The organism is Shinella sp. JR1-6 (genome assembly GCF_004284735.1).
Lineage (GTDB): Bacteria > Pseudomonadota > Alphaproteobacteria > Rhizobiales > Rhizobiaceae > Shinella.
Window position 1 is genome coordinate 1 of record NZ_SHMI01000034.1, and the last position, 25,994, is coordinate 25,994.

General features: G+C 64.9%; 26 protein-coding genes. 17 read left to right on the forward strand and 9 right to left on the reverse strand.

Going from position 1 to position 25,994, the window contains the following annotated elements; all coding sequences use genetic code 11:
- Positions 1-156: 156 nt before the first annotated feature.
- Positions 157-450: an STAS-like domain-containing protein gene (locus EXZ48_RS30330; RefSeq protein WP_165909475.1), complete on the forward strand. Its 294-nt coding sequence runs from the start codon at positions 157-159 to the stop codon at positions 448-450.
- Positions 413-1,003, forward strand: a complete 591-nt coding sequence (locus EXZ48_RS30335) for a hypothetical protein (protein ID WP_130520700.1) — start codon at positions 413-415, stop codon at positions 1,001-1,003. The genes EXZ48_RS30330 and EXZ48_RS30335 overlap by 38 nt, the downstream gene beginning before the upstream one ends.
- Positions 1,004-1,013: 10 nt before the next feature.
- Here the strand turns inward: EXZ48_RS30335 and uvrB are convergent, their stop codons facing one another.
- Positions 1,014-4,085: an excinuclease ABC subunit UvrB gene (gene uvrB / locus EXZ48_RS30340; RefSeq protein WP_130520702.1), complete on the reverse strand. Its 3,072-nt coding sequence runs from the start codon at positions 4,083-4,085 to the stop codon at positions 1,014-1,016.
- A 112-nt stretch (positions 4,086-4,197) separates the two neighbouring features.
- Between uvrB and EXZ48_RS30345 the strand changes: the two genes are divergently transcribed.
- Positions 4,198-5,142: a DUF3137 domain-containing protein gene (locus EXZ48_RS30345; RefSeq protein WP_130520704.1), complete on the forward strand. Its 945-nt coding sequence runs from the start codon at positions 4,198-4,200 to the stop codon at positions 5,140-5,142.
- A 30-nt stretch (positions 5,143-5,172) separates the two neighbouring features.
- On the opposite strand, the gene EXZ48_RS30350 is transcribed toward EXZ48_RS30345, so the two are convergent.
- Positions 5,173-6,078 (reverse strand): LysR family transcriptional regulator, encoded by a 906-nt coding sequence (locus EXZ48_RS30350; RefSeq protein ID WP_245462404.1) that lies wholly within the window; start codon positions 6,076-6,078, stop codon positions 5,173-5,175.
- Between the two features lie 213 nt (positions 6,079-6,291).
- Here EXZ48_RS30350 and EXZ48_RS30355 point away from each other — a divergent pair, with 213 nt between their 5' ends.
- Positions 6,292-7,242, forward strand: a complete 951-nt coding sequence (locus EXZ48_RS30355; protein ID WP_037405545.1) for a S9 family peptidase — start codon at positions 6,292-6,294, stop codon at positions 7,240-7,242.
- A gap of 67 nt (positions 7,243-7,309) precedes the next feature.
- On the opposite strand, the gene EXZ48_RS30360 is transcribed toward EXZ48_RS30355, so the two are convergent.
- The gene (locus EXZ48_RS30360) at positions 7,310-7,942 is read right to left on the reverse strand and encodes a M10 family metallopeptidase C-terminal domain-containing protein (protein ID WP_023513405.1); all 633 of its coding nucleotides are present in this window, start codon (positions 7,940-7,942) and stop codon (positions 7,310-7,312) included.
- A gap of 204 nt (positions 7,943-8,146) precedes the next feature.
- Between EXZ48_RS30360 and EXZ48_RS30365 the strand changes: the two genes are divergently transcribed.
- The gene (locus tag EXZ48_RS30365; protein ID WP_023513406.1) at positions 8,147-9,238 is read left to right on the forward strand and encodes a sensor histidine kinase; all 1,092 of its coding nucleotides are present in this window, start codon (positions 8,147-8,149) and stop codon (positions 9,236-9,238) included.
- A 4-nt stretch (positions 9,239-9,242) separates the two neighbouring features.
- The gene (locus EXZ48_RS30370) at positions 9,243-10,019 is read left to right on the forward strand and encodes a LytTR family DNA-binding domain-containing protein (protein ID WP_023513407.1); all 777 of its coding nucleotides are present in this window, start codon (positions 9,243-9,245) and stop codon (positions 10,017-10,019) included.
- On the opposite strand, the gene EXZ48_RS30375 is transcribed toward EXZ48_RS30370, so the two are convergent.
- The gene (locus EXZ48_RS30375; protein ID WP_130520708.1) at positions 10,006-10,932 is read right to left on the reverse strand and encodes a LysR family transcriptional regulator; all 927 of its coding nucleotides are present in this window, start codon (positions 10,930-10,932) and stop codon (positions 10,006-10,008) included. The two genes, EXZ48_RS30370 and EXZ48_RS30375, sit on opposite strands and share 14 nt — an antisense overlap.
- 88 nt (positions 10,933-11,020) lie before the next feature.
- On the opposite strand from EXZ48_RS30375, the gene EXZ48_RS30380 reads away from it, so the two are divergent.
- From EXZ48_RS30380 to EXZ48_RS30395, 4 genes are all read left to right on the forward strand, one after another.
- A complete protein-coding gene (locus EXZ48_RS30380; RefSeq protein WP_130520710.1) occupies positions 11,021-11,608 on the forward strand; it encodes an NAD(P)H-dependent oxidoreductase in 588 nt (195 codons plus the stop codon).
- A gap of 128 nt (positions 11,609-11,736) precedes the next feature.
- Positions 11,737-12,090 carry a DMT family protein gene (locus EXZ48_RS30385; protein WP_023513410.1) on the forward strand — a complete coding sequence of 118 codons (354 nt, stop codon included), beginning with the start codon at positions 11,737-11,739 and terminating at the stop codon, positions 12,088-12,090.
- Positions 12,091-12,151: 61 nt separating this feature from the next.
- On the forward strand, positions 12,152-13,624 hold the full coding sequence (locus tag EXZ48_RS30390) for a DUF1800 family protein (RefSeq protein ID WP_130520712.1): 1,473 nt from the start codon (positions 12,152-12,154) through the stop codon (positions 13,622-13,624).
- Between the two features lie 8 nt (positions 13,625-13,632).
- Positions 13,633-14,805, forward strand: a complete 1,173-nt coding sequence (locus tag EXZ48_RS30395) for a DUF1501 domain-containing protein (protein ID WP_130520714.1) — start codon at positions 13,633-13,635, stop codon at positions 14,803-14,805.
- A gap of 61 nt (positions 14,806-14,866) precedes the next feature.
- Here the strand turns inward: EXZ48_RS30395 and EXZ48_RS30400 are convergent, their stop codons facing one another.
- A complete protein-coding gene (locus EXZ48_RS30400) occupies positions 14,867-15,253 on the reverse strand; it encodes an acyl-CoA thioesterase (protein WP_023513210.1) in 387 nt (128 codons plus the stop codon).
- 209 nt (positions 15,254-15,462) lie between these two features.
- On the opposite strand from EXZ48_RS30400, the gene EXZ48_RS30405 reads away from it, so the two are divergent.
- From EXZ48_RS30405 to EXZ48_RS30425, 5 genes are all read left to right on the forward strand, one after another.
- Entirely contained in the window at positions 15,463-17,283 is a 1,821-nt protein-coding gene (locus EXZ48_RS30405; RefSeq protein ID WP_130520716.1) for a methyl-accepting chemotaxis protein, read from the forward strand.
- Between the two features lie 378 nt (positions 17,284-17,661).
- Complete coding sequence (locus tag EXZ48_RS30410; RefSeq protein ID WP_245462405.1) at positions 17,662-18,870, forward strand: extensin family protein; 1,209 nt, start codon at positions 17,662-17,664, stop codon at positions 18,868-18,870.
- A 367-nt stretch (positions 18,871-19,237) separates the two neighbouring features.
- Entirely contained in the window at positions 19,238-20,059 is an 822-nt protein-coding gene (locus tag EXZ48_RS30415; protein ID WP_050743244.1) for a sulfite exporter TauE/SafE family protein, read from the forward strand.
- A gap of 92 nt (positions 20,060-20,151) precedes the next feature.
- Positions 20,152-21,078, forward strand: coding sequence for an ABC transporter ATP-binding protein (locus tag EXZ48_RS30420; RefSeq protein ID WP_050743243.1), 927 nt, complete (start codon positions 20,152-20,154; stop codon positions 21,076-21,078).
- Positions 21,075-21,836 (forward strand): ABC transporter permease, encoded by a 762-nt coding sequence (locus EXZ48_RS30425; protein ID WP_023513215.1) that lies wholly within the window; start codon positions 21,075-21,077, stop codon positions 21,834-21,836. The genes EXZ48_RS30420 and EXZ48_RS30425 overlap by 4 nt, the downstream gene beginning before the upstream one ends.
- Positions 21,837-21,857: 21 nt before the next feature.
- On the opposite strand, the gene EXZ48_RS30430 is transcribed toward EXZ48_RS30425, so the two are convergent.
- The 4 genes from EXZ48_RS30430 to EXZ48_RS30445 all read right to left on the reverse strand — a co-directional run bounded on the left by EXZ48_RS30430 (position 21,858) and on the right by EXZ48_RS30445 (position 24,173).
- The gene (locus EXZ48_RS30430; RefSeq protein WP_130520718.1) at positions 21,858-22,337 is read right to left on the reverse strand and encodes an SRPBCC domain-containing protein; all 480 of its coding nucleotides are present in this window, start codon (positions 22,335-22,337) and stop codon (positions 21,858-21,860) included.
- Between the two features lie 99 nt (positions 22,338-22,436).
- Complete coding sequence (locus tag EXZ48_RS30435; RefSeq protein ID WP_023513217.1) at positions 22,437-23,135, reverse strand: TIGR02281 family clan AA aspartic protease; 699 nt, start codon at positions 23,133-23,135, stop codon at positions 22,437-22,439.
- On the reverse strand, positions 23,132-23,353 hold the full coding sequence (locus EXZ48_RS30440; protein ID WP_023513218.1) for a DUF1289 domain-containing protein: 222 nt from the start codon (positions 23,351-23,353) through the stop codon (positions 23,132-23,134). The genes EXZ48_RS30435 and EXZ48_RS30440 overlap by 4 nt, the downstream gene beginning before the upstream one ends.
- Positions 23,354-23,390: 37 nt before the next feature.
- A complete protein-coding gene (locus EXZ48_RS30445) occupies positions 23,391-24,173 on the reverse strand; it encodes an adenosylcobinamide-GDP ribazoletransferase (RefSeq protein WP_130520720.1) in 783 nt (260 codons plus the stop codon).
- Between the two features lie 304 nt (positions 24,174-24,477).
- Between EXZ48_RS30445 and cobT the strand changes: the two genes are divergently transcribed.
- Both cobT and EXZ48_RS30455 read left to right on the forward strand, forming a co-directional pair.
- Positions 24,478-25,494: a nicotinate-nucleotide--dimethylbenzimidazole phosphoribosyltransferase gene (gene cobT, locus EXZ48_RS30450; protein WP_130520722.1), complete on the forward strand. Its 1,017-nt coding sequence runs from the start codon at positions 24,478-24,480 to the stop codon at positions 25,492-25,494.
- A 101-nt stretch (positions 25,495-25,595) separates the two neighbouring features.
- On the forward strand, positions 25,596-25,973 hold the full coding sequence (locus EXZ48_RS30455) for a diacylglycerol kinase (protein ID WP_023512825.1): 378 nt from the start codon (positions 25,596-25,598) through the stop codon (positions 25,971-25,973).
- The last annotated feature ends 21 nt before the right edge of the window (positions 25,974-25,994 follow it).

Consider the following 25,994-nt stretch of genomic DNA (forward strand, 5'->3'; position numbering starts at 1 on the left):
ATCGGCGTAAGCAACCAAATCCTACGTCATTTCAACGGTTTGAACCATATCCGCCAACCCCTCGTGAATTATTCGGGTTAGATGGTGGACGTTACAATCCGAATATCAGAGGTCATAAAATCTGGGATATGTGTAACCAGTGAGGATGGCCAAAAAGTGTATGGCGTTCTCTATAAAGAAATCGGCAACGGCAATAGGGTGGCTTTATCTTTTTCGGGTGTAACTCGTATGACAACCGCATTTTTGAATGCTGCTGTTGGCCAACTTTATGGTGAGCTGCCCGAATCTGAAGTTCGGCGCCATATGTTGCCCCCCGTAGACTCTGAAAGTTGGCATCTAGTACGCCTTAAATTGGTAATAGATAGAGCAAAGCAATATTTTTCAGATAAGGAGAGATATTCTAAGATATTGAATGAAGAAATCGGTGCTGAAAAGAATGAGTATCATTGATATTCCTGCTGCGGAAAATCTGAATGGCGTCAATATATTTGTTGACACTAATGTTCTTATATTTGTTGATGGGGCTCATTCTTTTGACGAAAAGGAGAAGGCTTATTCCAATGCCTACTTTAAGCTTATTAAAAATAACAATATGTTTACGTCGGAAAAATGTTTGGGGGAATTCTATAATAGATTGGCGAAATTATATTTTCGCCTAGACCAGGAAAACGATCCTAGTATCGTTGATTTTAAGAAATACCGAAAGTCCGCCGAATTTTCCACCTCCATGCAGTGTATCTACGACGCAACAAGGGATTTTATTTCAGATTTAAATGTCATAAAGAGCTATGAACACGTCGATATCGATAAGGCGTTCGATAGCGCTAGAACGGGATTGATTGACTATGCGGATATTATCTCTGCTCGTATTTGCTTGAAAGAAGATATGTATTTCTTTTCCGATGATGGTGATTCTATTTACTGCAAAGATTTGAAAATAATATCAAATAATAAATGGATGCTTTCTAAGGTTGAAAAAAGGCACAGCCTCGCCTGCCTATAATACGCGGGTTTTACCGCCCCGGCCGTCCTGTTTTCCCCTTCGTCCGCCCCTTGCGCTTCGCCTCCGCCGGGTCCTCATAGCTCCCGGCGCCAATCTTGCCGCGCCGCACCGGCTTGGCGTCCTCGGCGCCGTTCGCGCGCTCGGGCTGGTCTTCGAGGAGCGGGGAGGCGCGCTTCTTGGTGCTGAGGGTTTCCGGGGGGCGGTCTGGCAGGTCGCCGGTGACGGGCTTTTCGGTGCGGCCAACGGTCATTTCGTCGAGCGTGTTCTTTCGGAAGAGGGATTTGCCCGCCGGCGTCGCGACGTCGCGGCCCATCTCGACCAGGCTGGGCTTGCGGAAGAGCGGGCGTTCGGTGTCGGTGCCCGGGCCCATGTCGTCGAGCGAGGGTTTCTGGAAGAGGGATTTTGCGGAGGGTTTGCCGGAAGGGACGCCATCCCCCTCCGTCCTGCCGGGCATCTCCCCCTCAAGGGGGGAGATCGACTCGTGCTCGGTGCCGGTTTTCCTCTTTCCGCTCCCGGCCTGGGCCTTCGCCGAGCCCTTTCCACTCCCCCTTGCGCCTTCGGCGCCTGACGCCTCCTGCCTTGCCATCGGGTCGTCCATGACGGCGAGTTCCGCGGCCTTGAGGCGCTTGATCTCGTCGCGGATGCGGGCGGCGGCTTCGAAGTCGAGGTCGGCGGCGGCGTCGCGCATCTGCTTTTCGAGCGCTTCGAGATGGGCCTTCAGGTTGTTGCCGACGAGGTGGCCGGCGTCCGCAAAACCCTTGCCGGAGACGCCGGAAATGTCGGCGCGGACGTGGTCGCGTTCGTAGACGCTGTCGAGGATGTCGGAGATCTTTGCCTTTACGGATTCCGGGGTGATGCCGTTGGCCTGGTTGTAGGCCACCTGCTTTTCGCGGCGGCGGGTCGTTTCGTCCATGGCGCGCTGCATGGAGCCGGTGATCTGGTCGGCGTAGAGGATGACCTTGCCGTCGACGTTTCGCGCCGCGCGGCCGATGGTCTGGACGAGGGACGTCTCCGAGCGCAAGAAACCTTCCTTGTCGGCGTCGAGGATGGCGACGAAGCCGCATTCGGGGATGTCGAGGCCTTCGCGCAGCAGGTTGATGCCGACCAGCACGTCGAAGGCGCCGAGGCGCAGGTCGCGGATGATCTCGATGCGTTCAAGCGTGTCGATGTCGCTGTGCATGTAGCGCACGCGAACACCCTGTTCGTGCAGGTATTCGGTGAGGTCTTCGGCCATGCGCTTGGTGAGCACGGTGACGAGCGTGCGGTAGCCGGCCTCGGCGGTCTCGCGGATTTCACCCAGCACGTCGTCGACCTGGCTTTTCGCCGGGCGGACCTCGACGGGCGGGTCGATGAGGCCGGTCGGGCGGATGACCTGTTCGGCGAAGACGCCGCCGGACTGTTCCAGCTCCCAGCCGCCGGGTGTCGCCGAGACGGCGACGGTGTCCGGGCGCATGGCGTCCCATTCCTCGAAGCGCAGCGGGCGGTTGTCCATGCAGGAGGGCAGGCGGAAACCGTATTCGGCCAGCGTCGCCTTGCGGCGGAAGTCGCCGCGGTACATGGCGCCGATCTGCGGGATGGTGACGTGGCTTTCGTCGATGAAGATCAGCGCGTTGTCGGGGACGTATTCGAAGAGGGTCGGTGGCGGCTCGCCGGGGCGGCGGCCCGTCAGGTAGCGCGAATAGTTCTCGATGCCGGCGCAGGAGCCGGTGGCTTCGAGCATTTCGAGGTCGTAGCGCGTGCGCTGTTCGAGGCGCTGCGCCTCCAGCAGGCGGCCGGCCTTTTCCAGCTCGGTCAGGCGGTGTTTCAGCTCCTCGCGAATGCCCTTGATGGCGCCGTTCAGCGTCGGGCGGGGGGTGACGTAGTGGCTGTTGGCGTAGATTTTTACCGATTTCAGGTCGCCGGTCTTCTGGCCGGTCAGCGGGTCGAACTCGGTGATCGCGTCGATCTCGTCGCCGAACATCGAGATGCGCCAGGCGGCATCTTCCAGGTGGGCGGGGAAGATTTCGATCGTGTCGCCGCGCACGCGGAAGGAGCCGCGCTGGAAATCCATCTCGCGGCGCTTGTATTGCTGGGCGACGAGGTCGGCGAGGAGCTGGCGCTGGTCGAGCCGTTCGCCGACCTCCATCTGGAAGGTCATCGCCGTGTAGGTCTCGACCGAGCCGATACCGTAGATGCAGGAGACCGAGGCGACGATGATGCAGTCGTCGCGCTCCAGGAGCGAGCGCGTCGCGGAGTGGCGCATGCGGTCGATCTGCTCGTTGATCGACGATTCCTTCTCGATGAACGTGTCGGAGCGCGGCACGTAGGCTTCCGGCTGATAGTAGTCGTAGTAGGAGACGAAATACTCGACCGCGTTTTCCGGGAAGAAGTTCTTGAACTCGGAATAGAGCTGGGCCGCCAGCGTCTTGTTCGGCGCAAGGATGACGGCGGGGCGCTGCGTCTCCTCGATCACCTTGGCCATGGTGAAGGTTTTGCCCGAGCCGGTGACGCCGAGCAGGACCTGGCTGCGCTCGCCGTCCGACAGGCCGTCGACGAGGTCCCTGATGGCCGTCGGCTGGTCGCCGGCGGGCTTGTATTCGGTGACCATGCGGATCGGGATGCCGCCCTCCGACTTGGCCGGCCGGGCGGGGCGGTGCGGCGTCCAGAGCTTGCCGTCCTTGAACAGCGGGTTGCCGCTCTCGATCAGCTTCGACAGGGCATCCACCGTCGCGGTGACGGCTGTGCCGGCGCTGAGGGACGCGGCGTCCTCCAGGGAGACGTCGAGGCCGGAGACCGGCATGAGGCCGGCGGCGGCGCGGGTCTTCGGGTCGGAGGAGGCGCCGATCGAGACGCCGCGCGAGGTTTTCGTCGCCGTGACCTTCTCGGTGTGGCGGCGGGCGGCGTTCTCCACGGTCTTGCGGTGCTTGCCGGCCTTCGAGGCGACCTCGCGGCGGCTTTCGACGCTGGCGGCCTCCGCCTCGGCTTCGAGCTGTTTCACCCAGTCGGAGACGCTGCCCGAAAGCGGCGCGCCTTCGAAGTCGGACTGCGGGGCTTCCTCGAAACCGGGGTTCGAGGGCGAGGATTTTTTCGGGGTTCTGGCCATGCGGGGAATATGGCGAGAGTCATCCGGAAAGGGAAGGGGTGAAGAGTACAAAAGGGAAACGAATTTGCGGGGCGCTCCGGCCGTTATCCTCGAAACGGGGTTGGGGGCGCGCATGAGCACGGTGGACGAGGCGGCGCTGATGCCGAAGGAGGGGGCGCTCGAGGAGGTGCGGGCGGCGGTGGCGGCCTACAATGCGGCGCGGCCGAAGGTGGCGCGCGACATGTATCTCAACCTGACGCTGGTGCTCGGCGTCTACCTGCTGTTTTCGGCGCTGCTGCTCTATCTCGTCGCCACGCAGATCGAGGAGGACTGGACCTTCGTCACGCTGGGCGTGCTGGTCTTCGGGGCGACCCTGGCCTGGAAGTTCGCGGTGGGGCCGGCGACACGCTTCCAGCAGGGCCTGCGCGACCGCATGCTGCCGCTGGTCTTCGGCTTCGTCGACGAGGTGCAATATGTGCACGGCGCGACGCCGCGGTTCCTCTCGGGCATGCCGGACAAGGAATTCGCGCCGCGCGACCGCTCCGAACACGGCGACATGATCGCGGGCGTGCACGAGGGGCTGGCCTTCACGCTGTCGGAGACGGAGCTGAGCACCGGCAGCGGCAAGAGCCGGCAGACGACCTTCAAGGGCGTGATCTTCCATTTCGAGCGGGAGGAGGCGTTTCCGGGCCTTCTGGTCGCGGTGCGGAAACCGAACGCCGTGCATCGCTTCATGCGCGACCTCTTCGGCGGCGGGGCGCTGGCGCTCGTCACCAGCGGCAACCCTGACGTCGACGCCTATCACGAGTTCCGCACCGACCGGGCGGAGGCGGCAACGCCCATCGTGCAGGGCACGCTCGCGAAGGCGCTGGATTACCTCGCGAGCGTGTGGCGGGACGACGTGGTGCGTCTCGCCCTCAAGGGCCGGGACTGCTACCTGCTGGTGCCGACGAAGAAGGACTTCTTCGAGTTGCCGCCGGTCGACACGCCGATCGACTTCGACCGTTATATCCGGCCGATGATCCGCGATCTCGTGACGCTGCTGGCGACGGCGCAACTGGTGCGCAAGATCGGGTAGAGGGTGCCGCCTCCGGGCTCGGCGGACCTGTTATCCGGCGATTTGCCGCGCGAGTTTCTTGCGCTGTTCGACAAGGAAGTCCACGAGCGCGCGGGTCTTGGCGGGCATCTGGGCGCGCGATGGCACGTAGAGGAAAAAGCTCGGGCGAGGGTGGGCCCAGGGCAGCAGGACCCGCACCAGCGAGCCATCCTGTAGATAGGGACGGACGCACAGGTCGAGGTGCTGCACCAGGCCGACGCCCTGCAGCGCGGCACGCAGCATGCTGTCATCGTCGTTGAAGATGGCGTTGCCGTCGGGCTCGTAGACCACGGTGCGTGCCTCGGCGTCGGGCGTGATGAACGACCAGCGGTCGATGGTGCCGCTTGAGGTGAAGCGGTAGGACAGGCAGTTGTGATGCTTCAAGTCCTGCGGCGTCTCGGGAATGCCGTGGCGCTCGAGATAACCGGGCGAGCCGACGATGGCCATCTGCATCGGCGGCGTGATGGGTACCGCGATCATGTGCGCGTCCAGACTTTCCCCCAGCCGGATGCCGGCATCGAGCCCGTCGGCGACGATGTTGGAGAAACCGTCGTCCGTCACCAGTTCCAGCCGCAGCTTCGGGTAAAGCGCCAGGAACGCCGCCATATGCGGCTCGATCAGCGACCGGGCGGCGACGCGGGAAACGGACAGCCGGATCATGCCCGACGGCTCGGCGCCGGCCTCCCCGAGGTCGGTGACCGCGCCCTCGATCGCGGCAAAGGCGGGCTGCAACACGTCGAACAGACGCCGGCCCTCTTCCGTGAGCGACATGTCGCGTGTGGTGCGGTGCAGCAGCCGCACGTTCAGGTGCCGCTCCAGCGATTTCAGATGCTGGGACACGGTCGCGCGCGTCACCTCCATTTCCGTGGCCGCCTTTGTGAAGCTGCGGCGGCGGGCCACGTGGACGAACCACGCCATGGCGGGGAGCAGGGAGGGATCAAGTGGCATATTGTCAGTTATGACTAAACACTGATGTCGTGTCCAGGCGGTTTATCCGATCCATTCCCCCGTTTAGCATGCGCCCTATATCCACGGACATCATGCTTCGGCACGCCAGCATGGTCTCGATCGGATACCCCATCTTCGGACAGATAAAGGAGTCATGTTGTGACCGGAATTTCAAAGGAAAGAATGCGGACGGCCCTGGAGCAGGAAAAAACCGTCTCCCCGGAGGATCACGCCAAGGTCAAGGCGCTGGCCGGCATGGTGAAGATGCCGCGCAGCTTCATCTTCAAGAACCCCGACGAATACGGCATGGAAGGCTGGCACGACCTGTCCATCCCCTCGGACGACGGCACGCCGCTCGAAGCCTGGTACATTCCGGCCAAGGGCGGCGAGAGCAACAAACTCGTCATCTTCAACCACGCCCTTCCGATGTGCCGTGCCGGCTATCCCGGCCATATGGGCAAGCCCTGGGCCGACTTCATCGAGCCGGTCGAGATCGACTTTGTGATCCAGTACAAGCATTTGACCGATGCCGGCTACAACGTTCTGACCTATGATTTCCGCAACCACGGGCAGAGCGGTGCGGCCAATGGCGGGGTCTGCGGCGTCGGCCAGTGGGAATGGCGCGACTGCGTCGGTGTGAAGACGTTCGTCGATGCCCATCCGCGCCTGGGCAAGATGGATGTCGCCTTGTTCAGCCAGTGCCTGGGCGGCGTCTCGCAATATGCGGCGATCAGCAAGCGTCCCGAGCTTTTCGAGAACGTCAGATGCCTGCTCAGCCCGCTGGTGCCGAACATGACGTCGGTCTTCACCAAACTCAGCGGCTACCAGGGTATCGCGCAGTATCAGGAACTGATCGATCTGGAACTTCTCAAGCTGGGTGGTTTTGCCGCTGCGGACATGTCGGGCAGGCTTTGGGCGCCGAACATCAAGCTCCCCGTCCTGATGTGGCAGGTGAAGGACGATGCGATCATCAACAATCCGAGCGACGCGCAGAGCACATTCGACGCGCTGGCAAGCACTGACAAGGAGCTTCACTGGATCGAAGGCACGACGAAGCGCTTCGAAGACGGCTACAACTGGTTCGGCCGCCATCCCGAGAAGGTGCTGTCGTATCTGGCCCGGTACATGAACTGACGCCTTGAGGCGGATAGAAAACAAAACGCCGGCGAAGCCGGCGTTTCGCGCCGCTTGGGAGGAGCGATCAGAGGATGAAGTCACCCTTGTAAAGGTCGCTGAAGGAATCGACTTCCAGGATGAAGTCGGCCTTCTTGTCGCCGTTGACGTCGCCGAGGACGAGCTTGGTGTAGTGGCCGTTGTTGAGCTGGGTCTCGGTCCAGGTCAGTTCGCCCTTCTTGCCGCTGAAGGCAGCGCCTTCCTTGGCGACCCAGGTGAAGGCGTCGTTCTTCTTGGTGCCGGCGATGGCGTCGATGGCGGACAGGTCGATCTTGTCGCGGCCGTCGAAGGTGTTGGACTTGAACTGCTCGATCACGTCGCGGCGGCCTTCGGCCTTGCCGATCTCCGAGATGCTCTTGAAGACGAAGCGGTCCCCGCCGTCGCCGCCCCACAGCTTGTCGACACCGGCGCCGCCGATGATGACGTCGCGGCCGTCGCCGCCATGGATCTGGTCGTTGCCCTTGCCGCCCTCGATCGTGTTCTTGTAGTCGCCGCCGTAGATGATGTCGTTGCCATCACCGCCGTAGATCTTGTTGTGGGCACTGGAATGGCCAAAAATCCGGTCGTTGCCGCCGTAGCCATAGATCTTGTAGACGGAATCACCGTTCATCGGGTCCGCCATCAGGAAGTTGTTCTTGTTGTCACCTTTGAGGGTAGCCATAGAATATCTCCGGAATCATGAAACATCGGCGGCCTTTCAGCCAACCGGTGCGCATGAATGGTCGGGAGCGGGCCGGCTTGTGAAGCGCGGGGGCGGCGAAGGGGCGCAAAGCGACAGCCGAACGGTCGCACTTTCGACGAACGGTTGATTTTCGTCGGTGAACGGCACTCGACAGTTTTCCGGGAAAAAACGATTATTCGCGAAATGAGCACGGTATCGAGTCTGCCATTTGTTTTTCACGCCGACCAGAGCGAATCGCAGCTGCAACGGGCAACGTTGCGCTTCGGCGGGCTGTATCTCGTTGCCGTTTTTCTGAGCTCCAGCCTGTTGTGGGGGCTGGCGGGCACGGACCCGATCGAATCGGCGATCGGCAAGCTCTTCCTCCTGTCGGGCGCCGCTCTGCTGGCTGTGGTCCTGACGATGGTGCTGATCCGGCTGAAGGCGCTGGCGCTGCCGGTCAAGGCCGTGCTGTGCTTCGTGCTGTCGCTCGTCGGCGGTGTGCTCTATTGCGGCATCGACTATGCGATCTACACGATCTGCGTCTATCCCGAGGCGCCGGTGTGGGACATGACGAGCATCGCCTACAACGTGATCTACGGGACGTCGCTCTATTTCGGCTGGAGCTGCCTGTTCCTCGCCCTGTCCTACAGCTTCGACCTGCGCGACCGCGAGCGGCGGCTGGCGCAGATGCGCGAGGAGGCCATGGCGGCGCAGATGCGGGCGCTGCGCTACCAGCTCAACCCGCATTTCCTGTTCAACACGCTCAATTCCATGGCCGGGCTGATCGAGGAAGGCGAGCGCGACGACGCACGCGACATGGTCTTCTCCCTCTCGGCCTATCTGCGCACGACGCTGGCGCTCGATCCGCTGCAGGACCTGTTGCTGGAGGAGGAGGTCGCCTTGCAAGCCGGTTACCTCACCATCGAGCAGCGCCGCTTTTCCGACCGCATGGCGGTGGAGATCGACCTGCCGGAGGAGCTGCGAAAGGTTCCGGTGCCGAGCCTTATCCTCCAGCCGCTCGTGGAAAATGCCGTCAAGCACGGCGCCTGCCGCAAGACGGGGGGTGTGACCATTGCCATCCGTGCCAGGCAGGAGGCGGGCCGCCTGTGGCTCTTCGTCGAGAACGACATGGCGCTTGCCGACCAGCAGCCCGGCGGGGCGAGTTTCGGCATCGGCCTCAGAAATGTCGGCGAGCGCCTGTCACGGCGCTTTCCCGACGCAAGTGGGTTTCACTACGGCCGGACCAGCGATGGCCGATTCCGGGTGACCCTGACCATGCCTATCAGGACCGCATGAACGCATGACCGAAATTTCCGTCCTTATCATCGATGACGAACCGATCGCCCGGCGTCGCATGGTTCGCATGCTCGCCACCATCGAGGGGGTGAGCGTTGCCGGCGAGGCCGGCGACGTGCCGCAGGCGCTTGAACAGATCGCCGCCCTGACGCCCTCCGTGTTGCTGCTCGATATCCAGATGCCTGGCGGCAGCGGGTTCGATGTGCTCGAACAGGCCGGTACGCATGCCCCTCTGCCGATCTTCGTCACCGCATTCGACCACCACGCCATCCGTGCCTTCGAATGCAACGCGGTGGACTATCTGACGAAACCGGTGACGCCGGAGCGGCTGCGGCAGGCGCTCGACCGGGCGCGCGAGATGATCCTTGCCCGCGAGAACCGGGACACGGTGGTGGAGCTGCGCGAGACTGTCGCGGCTTTGCGCAAGGCGCTGCGCGATCAGGCGACGCGGCCGACGCAGTTCTGGGTGAAATCGCGCCGGGAGACGATCCGCATTCCGGCCGAAAGGGTGACGCGTTTCCAGGCGGACGGCGACTATGTGCAGCTGCACGCCGACCAGGGCAGTTTCCTCTACAACGAGAGCCTTTCGGCGCTGGAGCGGCGCTTGCCGACGGAGGATTTCCTGCGCATCAGCCGCAGCGCGATCGTGCGGCGCGACCAGGTGGCGCGGGTGAAGCGCGGGCCGCTGAACGTGCTGCACGTCGTGCTGCGCGACGAGACCGAGATCAAGGTCGGCCGGACCTATCTGCGGGCGGTGCGGGACGGGCTCATGCAGGGGTGAAGGCGGGCGCTTCGGCGCTGGCCAGCAGCGCGCGCAGCACGCCCGCGACATGCCGGACGGCGCGATCCTTGTCGCGGCGGCGATGCCAGGCGATGTGCAGCGGAAAGCCGGGAACGGGGATCGGCGGCCGGGCGATGTGGAAGCGCGCCGCCGCGTCCGCCGGCAGGCAGTGGCTCGGCATCATGGCGATGAGATCGCCTTCCTCCAGCAGCGGCGGCACCATCAGGAAACTCGGCACGACGATGCCGACGCGCCGGCTCCGGCCGAGGGCGGACAGCTGGTCATCGAAACCGCTGCGCGTGTCGCCGCGACCGGACACCAGGATGTGCGGATAGGCGAGCCAGCGGTCGAGCGAAAAGCCGGCCGCGGCGGGATGGTCCCGGCGCATCGCCACGACATAATGTTCCTCCAGCACCGTCTCGCAATGGAAGGCGGCCGCATCGACGCTCGGGAAGACCGAGACCGCGATGTCGCTCGCCCCGCGCGCCAGGGATTCGAGCGCCGCCGGCGCGCCGTGCCAGGGCTGGATGACGATGTCGATGCCGGGGGCGGGGCCGGCGAGCGCCTGGTGCAGCGGACCGGCGATCAGGATGCCCGGATGGTCTGCCGTGACGATGCGCACCGTCTGGCGGATGTCTGCCAGCGGTTCCTCCGGCGCATCGACGACGGCGGCGATGCCGGCGAGAAGGGTCTTCAGCGGGTCGCGCAGCGCCTCCGCCCGCGGCGTCAGGCGCATGCCGCCCTTGCCGCGCTCCAGAAGCGGATCGCCGAAGAGGTGGCGGCAGCGGTCGAGCGCGCTCGACGTCGCCGGCTGGGACAGGTTCAGCTTGACGGCGGCGCGCGAGACATGCGCCTCGTCGAGCAGGGCGTCGAGCACGACGAGCAGGTTGAGGTCGACCGAGCGCAAATTCATGAAGCCGATAATAGCATATACAAATCATCCATTGGAGTGATTTTGCTGTTCGCGGCATCCTGATGGCGTCAACACAGGAGACGACGCCATGAGCAAGACACTGATCCTTCTCTTTCACCCCGATCTCGCCCGCTCGCGTGCCAATGCCGTGCTTGCTGCCGCTGCCCTGCGGCTGCCGGCGGTCGAGCTCATCGATGTGCATTCGCTCTATCCGGACGGCGGGGTTGACGCCGGCGCGGAGGCGGCCCGGCTGCTTTCGGCCGACCGCATCGTGCTGCAATTCCCGATCCAGTGGTATTCCACGCCACCGCTTCTCAAGGCCTGGCAGGACGCCGTGTTCACCCGCATGGTCTATGTCCACTACGAGACGGAGGGCCGTCTGCTGGCGGGCAAACCGCTGCTCGTTGCGGCGACGGCGGGCAATGTGCCGGAGGCCTATGCGCCCGGCGGCGCCAACCGGTTCACCATGGCGGAACTGCTGCGCCCGCTGGAGGCGAGCGCCCATCGCTGCGGCCTGTCCTGGCAGCCGCCCTTTCTCGTCTACCGGGCGGACAAGCGCGACGAGCTCTCGCTGTTTTCAGCGGGCCGGGACTATGCGGCGAGGCTCGACGCCTGGGGCAGGGCAGGCGAGGCGGAGGAAGACCCGCGCCGCTATCTCGTCGAGGCCTGGGGTTGAGGCGATGGCGTGTCCCGCGATCGGCCGGCGGTGCACGGCGGCGAGGGGCGCGATTTCAGGAGCGGTCTTGACGGAGCAGGCAAGTGGGCTATTCCCTTGTCGCAGCTCCTCAGGAATCAGGATTCGTGATGCCCTTCAGCCTCTCTCCCGCGGCCGTCTGGCCGATCGTGCTGCTCTGCCTCTCCAACGTCTTCATGACCTTCGCCTGGTACGGGCACCTCAAGTTCAAGTCGGCGCCGCTCTTCATCGCGATTCTTGCCAGCTGGGGCATCGCCTTCTTCGAATATTGCCTGGCGGTGCCGGCCAACCGCATCGGTCACGAGGTTTACTCGGCGGCCCAGCTGAAGACGATCCAGGAGGTGATCACCCTGCTCGTCTTCGCCGGTTTTTCGGTTTTCTGGCTCAAGGAGAGCCTCACCTGGAACCATGCCATCGGCTTCATGCTGATCGCCGCCGGTGCGGCCTTCGTCTTCAAGGGATAGGCCTTTTCCCGTAAAATAGTCGCAATCGGGGGTAAGCCTTCGGGCGATGGATGAGGTTCGCGTGACGACAAGCTTCGCTACCATGGCGTCCCTGCGCTTCGGCTATGGCCGGAGGCCGGGGGAGGCTGCGCCTGACAGCGTCGCGGCGCTGCTGCGCCAGGTGGAGCGCGGCGGCCGGGACCCCTGTCTTTTTCCGGCGGAGGGCATTGCCGGCCGCCGGGCGCGGTTTGCCGCCTATCGCGACCTCGACGCGGCCTACAAGGCGGCGCGCGAGAAGAAGACGCTGATGACCGTCGGCACGCGCACCATCAACCCCTATGCCATAGCGCTTGCCAACACCTTGCAGCGCGACCGGCACCTGAAGGTGCGGCAGGCGGTCTTTTCGCCGAACGGCTTCTACGAGCGGCTGGTCGCCTTCTGGTGCGATCATTTCGCCATCGACGCGCGCAAGGGCGGTGCGATGCGGCTTCTGGCGCCGCTGCACGAGGCGGAGGCTATCCGCCCGCATCTTGCCGGCTCCTTTGCCGATCTCCTGAAGGCGGCGGCCCTGCATCCCGCCATGCTCGCCTATCTCGACCAGACCCGCTCCGTCGGGCCGAACTCGCCGGTGGGGCTGAAGTCCGGCCGGGGGCTCAACGAGAACCTCGCGCGCGAGCTCATCGAGCTGCACACGATGGGGGCCGGCAGCGGCTACAGCCAGAAGGACGTGCGTTCGGCGGCCTATGTGCTGACCGGGCTTTGGTATCGCGCACCGGTCTACGAGACCGCCTTTCGCCCGCGCTCGGCCGAGCCCGGCACCTACCGGGTTCTCGGGCGGGAGTATGGCGGCAAGCGGCGGGACATGACGCATATCCATGCGCTGCTCGACGACCTTGCCGCGCGCAAGGAGACCCGTCGCCACATCTGTCGCAAGCTCGTCGTGCATTTCATCGCCGACGACCCGCCGCAGCCGGTGGTGGACGCTATGGTGACGGCGTGGAAGCGCAGCGGTGGTGCGCTGCCTGCGGTCTACCGGGCGATGCTCGACCATCCTCGAAGCTGGGAGGACGGCGGCCGCAAGGCGCGCCAGCCGTTCGATTTCGTCGTTGCCGCGCTGCGTGCGCTGGACATGCCGGCCGAAGCGCTTGCGCCGGGCGACGGGGCGAAGAAGGGCGGCGGCCGTCCGGCGGCCGATGTCGCCGCGCTTGCGGACGTGATGATGATGACCGCCGAGGGCAAGCCGGCGCTGACGGCCAATCCGCTCTCCGTCGGCATCATCGACCGGCTCGGCCAGCCGATCTGGTCGGCGCCGAGCCCGGCGGGCTGGGAAGAGGGGCTTTCGGCCTGGATCACCGCCAGCCAGCTTACCGAGCGCATCGCCTGGGCGCGGCGCCTGGTGGCGCGCTTCGGCGACAAGGCCGATCCGCGCGCCTTCCTGGAGGCGACGATGGCGGATGCGGCGCGGGCGGACACGATCGAGACCGTGGCACGCGCGCCGAGCCGTGCGGTGGGGCTGGCAATGGTGCTGGCATCCCCCGAATTCAACCGGCGTTAGGAGAAGGCATGGCCAGCGACCTCAACCGTCGAGCCTTCCTGTCCGGGGCCTGCTGCCTGGCAGCCGCGCCGCTCGTCACGCCCGTCAGCTTTGCGGCCATGCCCGGCGACAACCGGCTGGTGACGATCGTGCTGCGCGGGGCGATGGACGGGCTTGCGCTGGTGCAGCCCTACGGCGACCCGGCGCTGAAGGTGCTGCGGCCGAAGCTGGCGCTTGGTGCCGACAAGGGGCTCCTCGATCTCGACGGCTTCTTCGGCCTGCATCCCGCGGCGGCGGACCTGATGCCGCTTTGGAAGGCGGGCGAACTGGGTTTCGTACACGCCATCTCCACGCCCTATCGCGACGGCCGAAGCCATTTCGACGGGCAGGACATGCTGGAAAGCGGCGGTGCGGCGGTGCGCGGCGAGCGCACCGGCTGGCTCAACCGGGCGATCGCCAGCATTCCGCGCCCGGCCGATCGCCGGGCGATCGATGTCACCACCACGGCCGAGCTGATCCTTACGGGCGGCAATCCGGTCGATGTCTGGTCGACGCGGGCCGATCTCGCGCTTGCCGAGGACGAGCAGGCCTTCTTTGTCCGGCTCTACCGCAACGATCCGCTCTTTGCCGCCGCGCTGCGCGAGGCGACGGCGACCGACATGCTCTCGGACACGATCCATGGCACGGAAGGCAAGCGCGCGGCCGGCATCGCTTCGGTCGCGAAGCTGACGGCGGGCATGCTGGCAGCCGACCACCGGATCGCCAGTTTCTCCATCAACGGCTGGGACACCCATCTCAACCAGGCGCGCAGCTTCCGGAGGCCGGTCAAGGACCTCGCGACGGCGATCACCACCCTGAAGGCGAGCCTTCCGGCGGATGTCTGGCGCAAGACGGCGATTCTCGCCATCACCGAATTCGGGCGGACGGCGCGGGAGAACGGTTCTGACGGCACCGACCACGGCACAGGCGGTCTTGCGATCCTGTCGGGCGGCGCAGTGGCGGGCGGCAAGGTTTATCGCGACTGGCCTTCGCTTTCCGAAGGCGACCTGCTCGACGGGCGCGACCTCAGACCCACCACGGACCTGCGCCAGCTGGCAGCCGCCATGCTGCGCCAGCAGTTCGGCATTTCGGCGCGCGACCTCGAGACCGCGGTGTTTCCGGGATTGAGTTTCGACAGCCGGGCGGCCTATCTGCGCGGCTGACCTTTGGCCCGGCATGTCGAGGCGGTGGCTGGCCGTTGCATCGCGGACGGCTTGCCGGCGGCTATTCGACCGGAACGGGGGTCGGGTGGCCGTCCTTGTCGAGCGCGACCATGACGAAGGTGGCGCCCGTGACCTTTTCCAGCGTGGTGGTGAGGTAGCGCTGTGCCCAGGCCTCGACGGAGAGCGTGATCGAGGTGCGGCCGACGCGGACGATGTCCGTATAGATGCTGAGCGTGTCGCCGATCTTCACCGGCAGGTCGAATGCCATCTCCTTGACGGCGGCGGTGACGACGCGGCCGCGCGCGCGCTCGGCGGCGCGGATGCCGGAGGCAAGGTCCATCTGCGCCATGACCCAGCCGCCGAAAATATCGCCCGCGGCATTGGCGTCGCCCGGCATGGCGAGCGTGCGAAGGGTGAGTTGTCCGTTCGGCGTGCTGTTGCTGGTCATGCGCATCCTCTCCTTGGCTGATACCGGTCTAGCGGAATGCGTGCAGCGGCGGAAGAGGGCTTGTCTGCGGCGCGCCGAACCGGTTTTTGGTATTTCCGAGTATTTTCAAACTCTAAAAATTGATGATTGCAATTTTAGGCGATTTTAAAGGGTTTCCCGGACCTTCGGAAAGGTTGGAGTACCGCGTCCGTTCGTGTTGAGGAGACCCGATGAAGAATTTCAGAATATCCACACGCCTGTCATTGCTCGTCGGTCTGGCCCTGACCATCATCGCCGCAGCACTTGTCTACAGTCTCTACCATTCTCAGGACGCGATGGTTGCCGAGCGCAAGTCGAAGCTGGCGGCGATGGATCAGAGCATGCTGACGCTCTTTGAGTATTATCATGCACTTGAAACCGCCGGCACGCTGACGCGCGAAGAGGCGCAGACACGGGCGAAGGACGCGGTGCGGGCGCTGCGCTACGAGGACAGCGGCTACTTCTGGATCAACGACATGAACGCCGTGATCGTCATGCATCCGATCAAGCCGGCGCTCGATGGCACCGATCAGTCCGGCATGGCCGACCCGACCGGCAAGAAGATCTTCGTCGAATTCGTGAAGGCGGTGAAGGCAAGCCCGACCGGTCAGGATTTTGTCGACTATCTGTGGCCGAAGCCCGGCTTCGAGGAGCCGGTGCTGAAATATTCGCACGTCGCCGGCTTTGCGCCCTGGGGCTGGATCGTCGGCACAGGCGTCTATGCGAACGACCTTGCCGCCATGTTCCGCCGCAACGCCGTCGAAACGGCGATCATCCTCGCCGTCGGGGGGCTTGCCATCATCCTTGCCGCCTACGGCATCGTGAAGAGCGTGACCGGCCCGGTCTTACGTCTGAAGACTTCGATGCAGGCGATTGCCGACGAGGATGTGTCCAGCGACGTGCCGGAAACCGACCGCAAGGACGAGATCGGTGAGATGGCCAAGGTCGTTTCCATCCTGCGCCAGTCGGTCGCCGAGCGTGCGCAGCTTCGTCTTCGCGAGGGCGAGCAGCAGGGTCGCCTTGACGAGGAGCGCAGCGAGGGCGAGCGCCGCCAGCGGGCGGTCAGCCAGGGGCAGATGGATGCCATGAACACCGTCGGCCAGGCGCTGGAGCGTCTTGCCAACGGCGACCTGACGGTCTCGATCCAGGCGATCGCGCCGGAATACGCCAAGTTGCGCGACGACTTCAACCGCGCCGTCGATGCGTTGTCCAGCGTCATCAACGCCATCGCCCGCTCCACCGATATCGTGCACGGCAGTGCCGGCGGCATTGCGGAAGCGGCCAACAACCTGTCGCACCGCACGGAACAGCAGGCAGCCTCGCTCGAGGAAACCGCCGCCGCGCTCGACGAGATCACCGCGACGGTGCGCAACGCCTCCGACCGCGCCGCCGAGGCGAGCCGCATGGTGGCCGAGACCAGGCAGTCGACCGGCCGCTCCGGCACGATCGTGCGCGATGCGGTCGCCGCGATGAGCCGCATTGAGGACGCCTCCAGTCGCATCAGCCAGATCATCGGCGTCATCGACGAGATCGCCTTCCAGACCAACCTTCTTGCCCTCAATGCCGGCGTCGAGGCGGCGCGGGCAGGGGAGGCCGGCCGCGGCTTTGCCGTCGTGGCGCAGGAGGTGCGCGAGCTTGCCCAGCGTTCGGCCAATGCGGCCAAGGAGATCAAGGGACTGATCAGCAATTCGGCGACGGAGGTCGGCACCGGCGTGGCGCTGGTGCGCTCGACGGGCGATGCGCTGAACGAGATCGAGGCGCTCGTCAACAAGGTGAACGACCAGGTGACCTCCATCGCCACCGCGGCACGCGAGCAGGCGACCGGCCTTGCCGAGGTGAACACTGCGGTCAACCAGATGGACCAGATGACCCAGCAGAACGCCGCCATGGTGGAGGAAACCAATGCGGCCGGCCAGACGCTGACCCAGGAAAGCGAGCAGCTTAAGACCCTGCTCGGCAATTTCCGGCTGAACGCAGCCGGTGCGGCGGACAACCGGCGCCGCGCGGCATAACGCAAAAGACGATCTCCGGACGAACTTGCCCCGGCGCCCCAGGCGCCGGGGTTTTTCGTTGGGGTCGGTTCGGTAAGGTGTCTGCAATGCAGAGGGGGAGATCGGCCATGAAGACCGGCCTGCGTGTGTCTCCCGACAAGAGCAGCGTTGTTCTGTGCGGCTGGCTCCCCCCACTAATCTCGCGGGGTGTCTGAAAACGGTTCCTTTACCCTGTTGCGCGAAAATCCTCTGGAAATGCAGGACGATCGCTTTCGCGTCCGGTTTCGGGCTTTTCCCGTCCGAATGCGGACAAAAGCGACCTGCACCATGACCGGACAACAATGTGCGCAACCGGGACCCGCAGGGCGCGGGGCAGGGCTGGCGGAAGTGACAATGGGTATAGCGTTTGTTTCTCGTCTGCGCCGGCCGCTCGGGCTGTTCCTGATCCCGGCGATGCTTGCCGCCTGTTCCGGGGGCATGACACCGCCCGACGACATCGTCGGCGCCATCCGACCCTCGGAGGAAGTCTCGCAGCGCCCTGCCGCCGATATCGGCGACACGGGCGGCGATCTCACCGACTATCCGGTCGAGACGACGGCCGCGGCCGATACGGCGATGGTCACGCCGCTTGCGGAGAAGAAACGCCTGCCGATGATCGACAGCGACGAGGCGATGGGCATCACCCAGCCCGTCCAGGCCTCCTCCGGCGTGCTGACGGTGCCGGAAGGCGGCGTCAACATGGACGAGGGGCTCGGCGTCGCGCGCGTCGAGGGGCTGGCGGAGGCGCAGGCGAACGAGATCGCGGAAGGCAACGCCACCCAGGTCGTCGTCGACGGCATCGGCTCGGACACGCCGCAGCAGATCGGCCAGCCGGCGACGATCCCGATGTCGGACGCCGGCGTCGAGCTCGGCGAGGCGCCTGATGGCGGCGATTACCTCCAGGTGCCGGACAAGGCGACGACCCGCCGCCGGCAGACGAATGAGGGCGAACAGGTCGCCTTCCTGCCGCGCCTCAACAATCCGATGCAGATGCCGGAAACCATGGGCGGCATGCCGGCTTCGGAAAAGGCCTGCCGCCAGCGGCTGCAGAAGCTCGGCGTCAAGTTCCGCGACGTGCCGCGCATTTCCCGCGGGCGTTCCTGCGGCATCGCCTGGCCGATCGAGCTGTCGGGCCTTTCCGGGGGCATCCAGATCAAGCCGGCGGCCCAGGTCAACTGCCAGATCACCGAGGCCTTCGCGCGCTGGGTGAAGAACGAGCTCGTTCCGTCCAGCCGCACCCGCTATCTCTCGGGCGTCTCGGCCATCCACCAGATGTCCTCCTATTCCTGCCGCACCATGAACTCGCAGCGCGGTGCTTCCATATCGGAACACGCCAAGGGCAACGCCATCGATGTCGGCAAGATCGTGCTGAAGAACGGCAAGGCGATCGCCATCGAGAAGAAGGGTTTCTTCGCCTTCCGCGAAAAGGGCCTCCTGAAATCGGTGCGCGGGGACAGCTGCAAGTATTTTTCCACCGTGCTTGGCCCCGGCAGCGACCGCTTCCACAAGGACCACTTCCACTTCGATCTCAGGGCGCGCAAATCCGGCTACCGGCATTGCAGCCTGTAACGGCCTGATCTGAGGGCAAAAAAAGACCGGCGGGGCGCCGGTCGAAAGAAGGGGTGGCAACCCGTAGGGTGGGGCCGCCTGGAACGTCACATTCCATCACCGTCGCCGGCGCGGACCGGCGAGGATGTCAGGCGTGCTTCCGCGGGGGAAGCGGGCGGATGAGGCCGCCGAAAACTCCCTCAGGGTCCGGGAGCAAGGCCGCTGCGCGAGGGCAGGGGAACGCCTGGTGAGCGGGGTGCGTGTCGTTCCTGCCGGCCTCGCGTCAGACAATGGTTGAAATGGGTCACGGTTTGATGACAGTGCGCACTTCGCAAATGCGAAATTCTCGCGAGTCGCCGCCGTCCTGGCGGATCCCCAGGAGCCTGCCATGCCCCCCGTCGCCGATCTTGTTCTCTTCGCGCTCGCGCTCGTCGCGGCGGGCGTCGTGTCCGGCCTGCTTGCCGGCATTTTCGGCATTGGCGGCGGGGCGATCCTCGTGCCGGTCTTCTACCAGGTGTTCGGCTATCTCGACGTGCCGGAGGCGGTGCGCATGCACCTGTCCATCGGCACCTCCATCGCCATCATCGTGCCGACCTCGATCCGCTCCTTCACCTCGCACCGGCTGCGTGGCGCGGTGGATATGGACCTTCTGAAGAGCTGGATCGTCGCGCTGCCCTTCGGCGCGATCCTCGCTTCGGTCATCGCTGCGCTGATCTCCAGCGTCGGCCTTCGCCTCATCTTCGTCGGCATCGCGCTGCTGGTGGCGCTGCGCATGCTGTTCAACCGCGATACCTGGCGCGTGGGCAACGATTTGCCGACGGGCATCGCCAACCAGGTGGCAGGCGTCGTCATCGGCACGCTTTCCGGCCTGATGGGGATCGGCGGCGGCGTGCTGAACAACACCTACATGACCTCCTTCGGCCGGCCGATCCACCAGGCGGTGGCGACGTCCTCCGGCGTCGGCGTGCTGATCTCCATTCCCGGCATCGTCGGCTACATCTGGGCTGGCTGGGGCGAGCCGGGCCTGCCGCCGTTCTCCACCGGTTTCATCAACTGGGTGGCCGTCGCGCTCATCGTGCCGATCGCCCTCGTCGTCACGCCCTGGGGTGTCCGGCTGGCGCATTCGATGAGCAAGCGGCAGCTCGAGGTCGGCTTCGGCATCTTCCTCATCCTCGTTTCGCTGCGCTTCCTCGCGAGCATCTACGGCTGAGCGACTTTTTTGCGCCCTCAGGGTGAAAATCGACGAGGGACACGCCATATAGGGTGTCCTTCCGCATGAAATCCCTCTCTCCGGACCCTCCCATGGCGCCCATCGTTTCCATCCGCAATCTCACCAAGAGCTACGCATCGGGGTTCCAGGCGCTGAAGGGCGTCGACCTCGACATCGAGGAGGGCGAGATCCTGGCACTGCTCGGGCCGAACGGCGCGGGCAAGACGACGATGATCTCGATCATCTGCGGCATCGTCACGCCGTCGGGCGGCTCGGTGACGGTCGCCGGCAGCGACATCCTCACGGACTATCGCAAGACCCGCGCGATCATCGGCCTCGTGCCGCAGGAGCTGACGCTCGATGCGTTCGAGACGGTGTGGAACACGGTCGCCTTCTCGCGCGGTCTGCACGGCTGTTCGCCGAACCCGGCGCTGATCGAGCGCATCCTGCGCGACCTCTCGCTCTACGACAAGAAGGACACGGTGCTGCGCCACCTCTCGGGCGGCATGCGGCGGCGCGTCCTGATCGCCAAGGCGCTCTCCTACGAGCCGAAGGTGCTGTTCCTCGACGAGCCGACGGCGGGGGTCGACGTTTCGCTGCGCAAGGACATGTGGCAGCTCGTCGAGCGACTGCGTGCCTCCGGCGTCACCATCATCCTGACGACGCACTATATCGAGGAGGCCGAGGAGATCGCCGACCGCATCGGCGTCATCAACCACGGCCAGATCCTGCTGGTCGAGGACAAGAAGGCGCTGATGGCGAAACTCGGACGCAAGCAGATGACGGTGGAACTCGCCGAGCCGCTTGCGGCCCTGCCCGATACGCTGTCGTCCTACGGACTGACGCTTGCCGAGGGCGGCGAGCGGCTGGTCTACGAGTTCGACAGTTCCGGTGAGCGCACCGGCATATCCTCGCTCCTCTCCGCGCTGTCGCAGGCGGGGCTTCGGGTCAGGGACATCTCCACCGAGCAGAGTTCGCTGGAAGACATTTTCGTGGAACTGGTGGGAGAGGGCCGATGAACATCGAGGCGATCAAGTCGATCTACGCATTCGAGATGGCGCGCACGCGCCGCACGCTGCTGCAGAGCATCGTGTCGCCGGTCATCACCACCTCGCTCTATTTCATCGTCTTCGGCGCGGCGATCGGCTCGCGCATGCAGGAGGTGCAGGGCGTTTCCTACGGTGCCTTCATCGCGCCCGGCCTCATCATGCTGACGCTGCTCAACCAGTGCATCGGCAACGGCTCCTTCGGCATCTACTTCCCGAAATTCACCGGCACGATCTACGAGATCCTCTCCTCGCCCATCTCGATGATCGAGATCGTCATCGGCTATGTCGGCGCGGCGGCCACCAAGGGACTGATCGTCGGCACGATCATTCTCGTCACGGCTTCGCTCTTCGTCGACATCTCGATCAAGCACCCGTTCATGATGGTGCTGTTCTTCGTGCTGACGGCCGTCAGCTTCAGCCTGTTCGGCTTCATGATCGGCATCTGGGCGAAGGACTTCGAGCAGCTCAACCTCTTCCCCATGCTGATCATCCCGCCGCTCGTCTTCCTCGGCGGCAGCTTCTATTCGATCGACATGCTGCCGCCCTTCTGGCAGGCGGTGAGCCATTTCAACCCGGTGCTCTACCTCGTCTCCGGCTTCCGCTGGAGCTTCTACGAGATCGCCGACGTCAACCCCATCGTCAGCCTCGTGACGGTGCTGGGCTTCCTGGCGGTATGCCTTTCGATCACCGCCTGGATCTTCAAGACGGGGTACAAGCTGAAGAACTGAGTCTGCCGGGGCGCCGGGCGGTCACGCGCCGTCGAGATAGTAGGCCTTCTGCGACGGGTAGTAATCCGCGAAGGACGGCAGCGCCTTGCCCTCGCGCGATGCGACCAGCATGTCGAGGTAATACTCCCAGCCCGGCCCGACATCGCCGGCAAGCTTCCGGTCGCTGAGCGGCTGCACGAAACGCAGCTCGGTCGTGTCGTCCGTCTGCGTCAATGTCAGCGCGATGCGCCAGTCGCCGTAGTCATCCTTCATGGCGACGACCAGCCGGTGCGGCGCTTCGCATTCTTCGATCACGACATCCGACCACGGCTGGTCCTTTTCGTGGGTGAGTTGCAGCCGCACGGTCTTGCCGGGGCCGACATCGCCTTCCCATCGGCCGAACCAGAGGGCGGTGCGCTCTGATTTCGTCACGCTCGCCCAGACATCGCCGATGGGCGCGCGGAACGTCCGCGTGAGAACGAGGTCATTGCCAAGAACGTGGCCGGTGGGTTTCGGGCTCATGCCGTCTCCTTTTCCGTGTCGTTCGCGTGCCGTCGCGGGCCCCTGTATATGCGATAGCGGTTTTCTCTGCGAGCGCCTGCAACGGGCGGGCGCGCTGCCTCAATCCTTCAGCCGCAATTCGTCGCGCGTGATCTCGATCGAGCCGAGCGTTTCGAGGAAGCTCATGCCGAGCAGGCTCTGTTCCAGCCGGCCCTGTTCGGTGACCATGCCGCGGATGGTGCCGCGCAGGATGGGGCCGATGGCGACCTGGCGCAGCGTGACGGGAGCGGCGAGCGCCCGGCCGTTGGCAGTGGACACGTCGATGGAGAAGACGAGGTTGTCCGGGTTGATGCCGAGGCGCATGGCGTCCTCGTAGGACAGCACGACGGAGCTGGCGCCGGTATCGACCAGCATGCGCAGCGGTGTGCCGTCGATTGTTACCTCGGCCTCGTAGTGGCCGGACACGCCCTTGTGGATGACGAGGATCTGTTCGCCGCTGGCGCTGGTCGTCACCACGGCACGGCCGGGAATGAGGCCGGCGGTCAGGCGGTTGCCGACCTCTTGCAGGTCGAAGCGATAGAGATAGCCGGTGGCGAGCACGAGGATGATCACCAGCCAGATTCCGGCCTGACGTATGCTTTCGCCCCATTGCCGTCGCCCGGCGAGCACGCCGGCCGCCATCATGGTGGCGATCGCCGACAGCGTGACGAGACGGCCGAAATCGTTGTTGTCCATGCCCATGGTGCGGCCGCTGTCGTGGTTGAGGATCAGGGCGCCGAGGCCGATGGCGAGGATGCCGAGAAGGATGTACAGCCTCATGCTTCGCCGCGCTCCCGGGCCATGCGGGTGCGGCGGGTCTCGCGCCGCGGTTTGCGTTCGACGGTGGCAAGGCGAGCGGGTAGCTCGGCCATGATGGCGCGGCGCTGGTCTGACGAATAGAGCGTCCAGGCGCCGATTTCATCGCGCGTGCGACCGCAACCGAAGCAGTAGCCGGTCACCATGTCGATCGAACAGACGAGGATACAGGGCGATTCCATCGCGGCTCCCGAAAATTGTTTTTCCTATATCGGCAGCTCAGAGCGTCAAGGCAAGGGCGAAGAGCACTGACATTTCCGCGAGCTGCTGCGTGGCGCCGATCGTATCGCCCGTGTGGCCGCCGATCTTGCCGAGCGCGGCACGGTTGAAGGCGAGGATGGCGACCACGGCGAGGAGGAGTGCGAGCACGAAGGACAGCACGCTGCCATGCGGCAGCAGGAGCGCGGCGGCAAGGAGGATGCCGCTTGCGAGTGCGCCGATCGTCGCGCCGCTGTCCGGCTCGCCGACCGAGGCTGCGACACCGTCGCGCCGGGCGGGCGGCAGCAGCGACCAGTGCCAGACCATCGCGGTGCGGCTGGCGGCGGCGGCGGCGAGCAGCACCATGCCGAGCCTGGACGGTGTGAGGACGGCGGCAAGGGTCGCGATGGCCGCGGCCCGCAGCCCGAAGGAGAGGATGAGCGCGACCGCACCGTAAGAGCCGATGCGGCTATCCTTCATAATGGCGAGCGCGCTCTCCCGGTCCCGCCCGCCGCCGATGCCGTCGGCGCTGTCGGAAAGCCCGTCCTCGTGCAGGGCGCCGGTGAGGAGGGCCTGTACGGCGAGCGTGGCGAAGGCGATGAGCAGCGGCGGTGCGGAGAGCGCAGACAGCAGAGCGGCGAGGGCGGCGGCGGGCAGCACGATCAGCACGCCGGCCAGCGGGAAGGCGCGTACGGCGCGCGACAACCGTCCGTCATGGCCGATGAAATGACGCTGCGGCACCGGCACGCGCGAAAGGAAGGCGACCGAGCGGGCGGTGTCGTCGATATAGTCCTGAATGGCCAAGTCTGGTCCTTTCCGAAGGCGGTTCGGCTTGTGTCGCACCCCTCATCCCCCTGCCGGACCTTCTCCCCGCAAACGGGGAGAAGGGGAAAACGGTGAGGTTTTCCTTCCTCGCCCCGCTTGCTGGGAGCGGATGCCGGCAGGCAGGTGAGGGGCTTTTTGCAAACCGCGCCATCCTATCCGATCGCCCTGTGACGAAAGGGCGACGAAGGCCGCCGCAAATGCGGTTGTCGGATTCGCGCCCTGCCTCTATTAGGAGACACCAAACACACGCCTTTGAAAGCCGAAACTTAAGGAATTCCCCAAGATGAGTGCCAGCGGCCTGCCGTTCGATGATTTTCGTGAATTGCTGCGCAACCTGCCCGGCCCCGATTCGGCTGCGCTGGTGGCGGCGCGCGAACGCGACAAGCAGCTCACCAAGCCGCCGGGCGCGCTTGGCCGGCTGGAGGAGATCGCCTTCTGGCTCGCCGCCTGGACCGGCCGGCTGCCGGCCGTGACGCGGCCGCTGGTCGCCATCTTCGCCGGCAACCACGGCGTCACCCAGCAGGGCATCACGCCCTATCCGTCCTCCGTCACCGCGCAGATGGTGGAGAACTTTGCGGCTGGCGGCGCGGCGATCAACCAGATCTGCGTGACGCACGATCTCGGCCTGAAGGTCTTTGACCTGGCGCTCGACTATCCGACCGCCGACATCACGCAGGAGGCGGCACTGTCCGAGCGCGATTGCGCGGCCACCATGGCCTTCGGCATGGAGGCGGTTGCCGGCGGCACGGATCTCCTGTGCATCGGCGAGATGGGCATCGGCAACACGACGATCGCCGCGGCGATCAACCTGGCGCTCTATGGCGGCACGGCGGAGGAATGGGTCGGGCCCGGCACCGGCTCGGAAGGCGAGGTCCTTCAGCGCAAGGTGGCGGCGGTGAAGAAGGCCGTCGAGCTGCACCGGGCGCATCTTTCCGATCCGCTGGAGGTGCTGCGCCGCCTCGGCGGCCGCGAGATCGCCGCCATGGCCGGCGCGATCCTCGCTGCCCGCATGCAGAAGATTCCCGTCATCCTCGACGGCTATGTGGCGACGGCGGCGGGCGCTATCCTGCGCGCGGCCAATCCGGCCGCACTCGACCACTGCCTGATCGGCCATGTCTCGGCCGAACCGGGGCACCTCAAATCGATCGAGAAGCTCGGCAAGACGCCACTGCTCGCGCTCGGCATGCGGCTCGGCGAGGGCACGGGGGCGGCGCTTGCCGCCGGCATCGTCAAGGCGGCGGCGGCCTGCCATTCCGGCATGGCGACCTTCGTTCAGGCGGGCGTCAGCAACCGCACCTAACGAGCGGCCGGCAAAAAGCCTCAATGGCATGGATTGAGAGCGCGAAACACGCCCGTCATGCGGGCGTGTTTCATGAGAGCGGCGAAAACGGGATTGCGGGAATGGGTCAGGGACCAATCGAGAAGAAGACGGGCATCAGCCACCTGTTTGCGGCAGCGACCTATTCAGCCGCCGGCGCGCGCCGCCTGCTCGGCGAATCCGCCTTCCGCCACGAGCTGATCGCCTTCGGCGTCGCCATGGTGCTCTTCACCCTCGTCGGCGCATCCTTCTTCCAGTACGTCGCCATGGCGATCCTCTTCCTCCTGATGATCGCCTTCGAGGCGCTCAACACGGCGATCGAGGAGATCGTCGACCGTGTCTCGCCGGAGATTTCCGAGATGGGCAAACACTCGAAGGACCTCGGTTCCTTCGCCGTCTTCTGCCTGATCATCGCCAACGCCGTCTATGCCGGCTATGTGGTGGCGTCGAAGTTCATCTGAACGGTTTCGGGCCCGACCCGA

What these genes read in the sequence shown, in the direction of transcription:
- EXZ48_RS30335 (WP_130520700.1), top strand. Translation starts at nt 413, where the DNA reads ATGAAGAAATCGGTGCTGAAAAGAATGAGTATCATTGATATTCCTGCT.
- uvrB (WP_130520702.1), bottom strand. Translation starts at nt 4,085, where the DNA reads ATGGCCAGAACCCCGAAAAAATCCTCGCCCTCGAACCCCGGTTTCGAG.
- EXZ48_RS30345 (WP_130520704.1), top strand. Translation starts at nt 4,198, where the DNA reads ATGAGCACGGTGGACGAGGCGGCGCTGATGCCGAAGGAGGGGGCGCTC.
- EXZ48_RS30350 (WP_245462404.1), bottom strand. Translation starts at nt 6,078, where the DNA reads ATGGCGTGGTTCGTCCACGTGGCCCGCCGCCGCAGCTTCACAAAGGCG.
- EXZ48_RS30355 (WP_037405545.1), top strand. Translation starts at nt 6,292, where the DNA reads ATGCGGACGGCCCTGGAGCAGGAAAAAACCGTCTCCCCGGAGGATCAC.
- EXZ48_RS30360 (WP_023513405.1), bottom strand. Translation starts at nt 7,942, where the DNA reads ATGGCTACCCTCAAAGGTGACAACAAGAACAACTTCCTGATGGCGGAC.
- EXZ48_RS30365 (WP_023513406.1), top strand. Translation starts at nt 8,147, where the DNA reads ATGAGCACGGTATCGAGTCTGCCATTTGTTTTTCACGCCGACCAGAGC.
- EXZ48_RS30370 (WP_023513407.1), top strand. Translation starts at nt 9,243, where the DNA reads ATGACCGAAATTTCCGTCCTTATCATCGATGACGAACCGATCGCCCGG.
- EXZ48_RS30375 (WP_130520708.1), bottom strand. Translation starts at nt 10,932, where the DNA reads ATGAATTTGCGCTCGGTCGACCTCAACCTGCTCGTCGTGCTCGACGCC.
- EXZ48_RS30380 (WP_130520710.1), top strand. Translation starts at nt 11,021, where the DNA reads ATGAGCAAGACACTGATCCTTCTCTTTCACCCCGATCTCGCCCGCTCG.
- EXZ48_RS30385 (WP_023513410.1), top strand. Translation starts at nt 11,737, where the DNA reads ATGCCCTTCAGCCTCTCTCCCGCGGCCGTCTGGCCGATCGTGCTGCTC.
- EXZ48_RS30395 (WP_130520714.1), top strand. Translation starts at nt 13,633, where the DNA reads ATGGCCAGCGACCTCAACCGTCGAGCCTTCCTGTCCGGGGCCTGCTGC.
- EXZ48_RS30400 (WP_023513210.1), bottom strand. Translation starts at nt 15,253, where the DNA reads ATGACCAGCAACAGCACGCCGAACGGACAACTCACCCTTCGCACGCTC.
- EXZ48_RS30405 (WP_130520716.1), top strand. Translation starts at nt 15,463, where the DNA reads ATGAAGAATTTCAGAATATCCACACGCCTGTCATTGCTCGTCGGTCTG.
- EXZ48_RS30415 (WP_050743244.1), top strand. Translation starts at nt 19,238, where the DNA reads ATGCCCCCCGTCGCCGATCTTGTTCTCTTCGCGCTCGCGCTCGTCGCG.
- EXZ48_RS30420 (WP_050743243.1), top strand. Translation starts at nt 20,152, where the DNA reads ATGGCGCCCATCGTTTCCATCCGCAATCTCACCAAGAGCTACGCATCG.
- EXZ48_RS30425 (WP_023513215.1), top strand. Translation starts at nt 21,075, where the DNA reads ATGAACATCGAGGCGATCAAGTCGATCTACGCATTCGAGATGGCGCGC.
- EXZ48_RS30430 (WP_130520718.1), bottom strand. Translation starts at nt 22,337, where the DNA reads ATGAGCCCGAAACCCACCGGCCACGTTCTTGGCAATGACCTCGTTCTC.
- EXZ48_RS30435 (WP_023513217.1), bottom strand. Translation starts at nt 23,135, where the DNA reads ATGAGGCTGTACATCCTTCTCGGCATCCTCGCCATCGGCCTCGGCGCC.
- EXZ48_RS30440 (WP_023513218.1), bottom strand. Translation starts at nt 23,353, where the DNA reads ATGGAATCGCCCTGTATCCTCGTCTGTTCGATCGACATGGTGACCGGC.
- cobT (WP_130520722.1), top strand. Translation starts at nt 24,478, where the DNA reads ATGAGTGCCAGCGGCCTGCCGTTCGATGATTTTCGTGAATTGCTGCGC.
- EXZ48_RS30455 (WP_023512825.1), top strand. Translation starts at nt 25,596, where the DNA reads ATGGGTCAGGGACCAATCGAGAAGAAGACGGGCATCAGCCACCTGTTT.